The following is a 5,264-nucleotide window of genomic DNA, read 5'->3' as shown; positions in this document are numbered from 1 at the left end:
GATGCAAATTCCCGACCGCAGTTCGCCACTCGGCAGAAGCCGATGGCACGGGGCCATCGCCTTCGGCTCCGATTGAAAAAGGGAAAAACACCATGGCCAAGACTACCAAATCGACCATCCTGCACCTCACCATCGACCAGCTCCACCGCAGCGAACTGAACGTCCGCAAGGCACCTTCGAGCGCCGCCAGCGATGCCGAAATCTCCGCTTCCCTGCTGTCAGTGGGGCTCATCCAGCCCATGGTTGTCATCGCCCGTGAGGCAGGAGGCTATGAGGTGATCGCTGGTGATCGTCGCCGTCGCCTGCTCACCGCCCTGGCCGAGGCCGATCCGAGCCGCAAAGCCATGACCTTCCCCTGCATGAAGGTGGAGGACCGCTCCAAGGCCACCGAAATCAGCATGGCAGAAAACCGCGCTCGTGAAGCCATGTCGCTGCCCGATGTCTATCGCGCATTCGCCGCGATCAGGACCGAGCGCCCCGATGCGACCCTTGAACAGCTGGGGGCGATGTTCGGCTATGATGTCGCCCGCACCGCGCGCATCATGCGCATCGCAAACCTTCATCCTGACATCATGGACCTCTACAGCGCTGGTGAGATCGATGATGCGCAGGCCATGGCTTATGCAGCAACCGAGGATCAATCCTTGCAGATCGCGGTCTATCGCCAGCTGACCTCTAACGGACAACCTCACACCAGCTACCCCTCCGCCATTCGTCGGGCGATGAACTCGGGCGACCACGAGCTGTCCAAGCTGATGCGCTATGTAGGCGTTGACGCTTTCCGCGCAGCGGGAGGCGAGTTTGAGGCCGACCTCTTTGCCAAGGACGGAGAAGGCATCGTCAGACAGCCCGAATTGCTTCGCCAGCTGGCCGAAGAGCGCCTTGCCACGGACAAGGATCGGTACGTGCATAAAATCGTGCGCAATGGCCGCAAGCTGGGCGAGAAATGGGGCCTTGGCGACCTGCAGTTCTCATGGGAAGCCGCGCCGCCGCAGATCAAACAGCATGGCTATCTTTCAAGCGACCATGAACTCCGCATTCACAATCCACAACGCGGTGAGCTGCCTAAGGAGCGGGCCACGAGCTATGCCTCTATCAAGGATTGCCTTGCCACGATGATCGGCCCCGACGACGAGCCGCTCGCCGTTCACGCGGAGGCGTATGATCGGATGACAGCATCGCTGGCGGAAATGGATGCACAGCGCCCCATCATACTGCCGAAAAAGGGCGCTGTCGTTGGCGTTGCCTCTATCAACAATGACGGCGATTTTGTCGTGGAACTTTGGTTTGCGGATCGCGCCGCGAAGGGATTGGCTCTGCCCAAGGGCGCGACCCAGGAGCGTAGCCCCAAGGCAGAACTTTCCCCGCAAGAGGCAGAACGCGCTCGCTATGGTCTGTCCAAGGACAACATGCAGGCGCTGATGCTCATTCGTCGCGATATGATCCGGGCAGAGCTGATGCACTCCGCCGCATCCGGCTCACCACTTGCCATCGATTTCATGCTTTTCTCGCAAGCCCGTACCATCCTCTCCCCGAAGCAGGGCTACGGCCACACCCAGCACTTCTTTGGTGAGGATCAGGGAATCGATGACCTGCCCCACGACGAGGACAGCACCAGCAAGGTCCACGAACTCGCCAAGACTCGACCCGAGCGCGCTGCATGGCTCTCCACCAAGGAGCGCATGGCAGCCGCCGCATGGGTGACCGCGCGCGATCCCATTGACGGGTTTGCCATGTTCCGAACCCTGCCCGATCTCGACAAGCACAAGGTCGCCGCTCTTGTTGCCGGTCACATGCTGCTGGCAACCACCGCCTCCACGTATTCCGAAGGGCGAACTCCCCGCATGGTTTGCGAGCTGGCCAACTGCATCGAAGCAGAGCCCGGTTTCGGACGCTGGCGAGACACAGTGGAACTGGACCACGCATTCTTTGCGAGCTTCTCCCACAAGGCCCGGGTCAATCTGCTTGAAACATGGGGGCTCGGCGACCGAGCCAAGGCCATGAAGAGCAATGAAACCATCGCCCTTTGCGCCCGCATCGCCAATTGCGACGCAGCTGAAGCCAAGCTGTTGGGCCTCCATGCCGATGACATCGCCGAGGCCGTAAACTGGCTCCCCGACTTCATGCAAAGCGGGACCGTTCCGCCCCTTCCCCACGATGGAGTCGACCGCGACGAGCCGAATACGGCGCTAGATGGCACCGACACCACCGATGATTCCGAAGAGTTGGACGAAGCCGCTTGAGCAACGGTGGGGGGACTCCGGTTCCCCCACTTCATGCCAGCTGATCAACGACGGGATTCAGCCGCCTTTAGCAGACAGGCATTTCAGCCCGCTGGGGCCGGAATACCTGTCGCCTTGGTCCGCGTCCCCGGACTTCGCCGGCGACACGCCATAGGCCGTTGCCACGGCCGACGTTCGTGGCGCTCCGCGCGTTCCGGGGCCTGTTCCTGCCCCCTTTGCTACGGCCTGGCCGTCTCCGGCGCTGCGCGCCCTCGCTTGGTCGAGCGGGGAGTGTCCCCAACGCTCAGTCGCTACGCTCCCTGCGCGCCGGGTGATCCCCCTCCCCCCGATCGAGCCGATGCAAATTCCCCGGCCCAGTTCGCCACCCGGCAGAAGCCGATGGCACGGGGCCATCGCCTTCGGCTCCGATTGAAGAAAAGGGAAAAACACCATGTATCACACGCTTGCAACCCGCTTTAACCGCCGCAACGCTCGCCAGATTTCGGCCCGCGAAGCGCTGAGCGATGACCAGTTGCGGCAGGTCGTTCCCTCGATTTTTGCCGAGGAAGCCCACGACAGCCGTTCGGCCAAGTATGTCTATGTCCCCACCATCGAAATTGTGCAGGGCTTGCGCAAGGAAGGTTGGCAACCGTTCTTTGCCGTACAGGCTCAGCCCCGCGACGGTTCACGGTTCGGCCATGCCAAGCACATGCTACGGATGCGCCGCCCCGACCAGATCGGCGCGACCGAGGCCGCCGAGGTCGTAATCGTCAACAGCCATGACGGAACCACCAGCTACCAGATGTTTGCGGGCCTGATCCGCTTCGTTTGCACCAATTCCATGATCGCCGGTGAGCAGTTCAAGGAGGTGCGCGTTCCCCATAAGGGCAACATTCAGGACCAGATCATCGAAGGGGCTTACACCGTTGCCGAAGACTTCCCCCGCCTGATCGACGCTTCGCGCGAAATGGCGGGCGTTAGCCTGCAACCCGAAGAACAGCGCGTGTTTGCCGAAGCCGCGCTTGTAGCTCGCTATGACGAGGCCCCCAGCCCAGTCACCCCCGACCAGATTTTGCGGCCCCGCCGTCAGGCCGATGTCGGCGGCGATCTCTGGACTGTGTTCAACCGTGTTCAGGAAAATATCATTCGTGGCGGTCTCAACGGCAGGCGCGAAACCGAGGATGGCCGGATCATCAGTCGCCGCACCCGCCCCATCAACGGCATCGATCAGAATGTCGGCGTGAATCGCGCTCTTTGGACCCTTGCCGAAGGCATGGCGCGCCTCAAGGCCGCATGACCGAGGGCGGGAGGCTTCAGAGCCTCCCGCCGCACACTCTCCTGCCACGAGGGCCGTACCCCTCTTTGCGGCGGCGGGCGACCTGGCGCACAAGGCACCAGCTCGCCCGTTGATCGGGAATTAATCAGCTCAGCGAACGGAGGTAGCTCAGCGCCGCGTCGACATCATTCGTGACGAAGCACCCGTATAGCTCGTCGAGTTTGATGCGCTGATGGGTGACCGACCGTGTAATGCCCGCCTCAGTGAGAAACGCGTCGCAGTATCCGAGAGCTGCAGCGGTATGACCGAAGTCGAAAAGGTCGTTTCCGACGATCTCTTTGTCCCTATATTCCCAGCGAAAGAGCGCGTGTAGGCACGCTTTCACGTGGAGGGATGGAAGTCGGCCACGCTGCTCTCCGAGGAGGACAGCCCGTAGGAGGCCGATGCCCATCTGCCTCCCTTCCGCAGACGCCCGGGCATCGGCTCCAAAGTTACCGAGTTCAGCGATGACCTGGCTCAGCATCGACTGTGCAAGATCCGCCGTGCCCTCCATCTCGGCCGCCAGCACAGCCTGAAAGGACTTCATTGTGGAACGATGATCGCGATTGGATTTGTTTAGCCGTTCAGCCATCTCGGACATTCTGGCTGCGATGTCGAAGTCGGGCTGACCCAAGTGCGCAACGACACTCTCCAAGGGTTGCTCCGACAGGTGATCGAAGAAGGCCTTCTGTATCGCCCGCTCGGTTTCCGGCGGGAACGGGGTTTGGCTCGGATAGGTGTGGCCCATGATGTAGGCCAATCGCGTCCACACCCTGGGCAGAACTTTCACGCCAGGCCGAAAGGTGTGCGCGATGATCCTCTCAAGCTCATCGGCTATTCGGTCCGGCTCCGGCAGGAGCGCGACGCCAGCGCTCAGCTCATCGATGACCGCTGCTGTCGCATGGCGACGCGCATCGTCGCCGATCTTCATTAGCTCCGAGAACGTCGTGTCGGAAATCGGGCAGAATATCCGCGCCGTGCTCACGAGCCTGGCGAGAAGCTCTGCCATCTCTCGTTCGTTTTGCGCGGTTCGAATGCCAGCACGCACCTCGCGCACCAGTACCCAGAACCGGAAGTCGAGATAGACTGCAGTTCGCCCCTCAAGCGACTGGGCCAGATCAGCGCTGCGCTGACCGATATGCTCCTCGATCGAGATGCCCGGATTTGCCATGTGGTGCTCGATGGAGGCCATCGCGCGCGCTACCCTTTGCCAGTGCGCGAAGGTCGCTTCACTCTCTGCAGATTGAGTGATTGCGCATTGCACGCCGGCGCAGCTTCCTCGAGGCCGCGGAGAAGCTCTTCGCGGCTGACAAGCGATAGCCATTGCCGACCATATGTCCGCGCAGCGAGGTAGAACACGCTGCCGGAACACGCCACCAGGCTGCACCGATCCGACCGGTCGATCAGGCTCGCTGTCGCCCCGTGCTTCAGCGCCAGCGCCTCGGTATCGACGCGCAGCTGCACACCGCAGCACCGGCATTGCGAACGAACCAGTGCGTTCGAGTGGTGCAGCGCGCCCAAGGTCTGCGCCCAGCGCGGAAAGATGCGTTCAATCTTGGCAGTCATGAAATTCCCTTAACAAGCCAAAGAATCGGAGACCACCGAAACCGCCACCGACCAATGAAGGGGTGCGCGCGGCCCTGCAGGCACGGCTCTATCTCCGCTGCGCTCCGACCGAACCCGCCAGCGGTTTCGGCCCATTCGGGTCACGATCCTCGCGCAAGAAT

At 61.8% G+C, this 5,264-nt stretch carries 4 protein-coding genes; 2 read left to right on the top strand and 2 right to left on the bottom strand.

Annotation, left to right across the window (positions count from 1 at the left end; all coding sequences use genetic code 11):
* Both FHT19_RS24220 and FHT19_RS24215 read left to right on the top strand, forming a co-directional pair.
* Window positions 1-2,243 (top strand): ParB/RepB/Spo0J family partition protein (locus tag FHT19_RS24220; protein WP_248290643.1); only part of this gene is annotated, 2,243 nt, incomplete at its 5' end.
* A 430-nt stretch (window positions 2,244-2,673) separates the two neighbouring features.
* Window positions 2,674-3,519 (top strand): DUF932 domain-containing protein, encoded by an 846-nt coding sequence (locus tag FHT19_RS24215; protein WP_169477107.1) that lies wholly within the window; start codon window positions 2,674-2,676, stop codon window positions 3,517-3,519.
* A 124-nt stretch (window positions 3,520-3,643) separates the two neighbouring features.
* Here FHT19_RS24215 and FHT19_RS24210 read toward each other — a convergent pair whose 3' ends face one another.
* A complete protein-coding gene (locus FHT19_RS24210) occupies window positions 3,644-4,729 on the bottom strand; it encodes a hypothetical protein (protein WP_169477106.1) in 1,086 nt (361 codons plus the stop codon).
* Between the two features lie 8 nt (window positions 4,730-4,737).
* The gene (locus tag FHT19_RS24205) at window positions 4,738-5,103 is read right to left on the bottom strand and encodes a hypothetical protein (RefSeq protein WP_169477105.1); all 366 of its coding nucleotides are present in this window, start codon (window positions 5,101-5,103) and stop codon (window positions 4,738-4,740) included.
* Window positions 5,104-5,264: the final 161 nt, after the last annotated feature.

Source organism: Novosphingobium sp. SG919 (assembly GCF_012932495.1).
Lineage (GTDB): Bacteria > Pseudomonadota > Alphaproteobacteria > Sphingomonadales > Sphingomonadaceae > Novosphingobium > Novosphingobium rhizosphaerae.
This window is presented reverse-complemented; position numbering and strand designations above follow the sequence as displayed.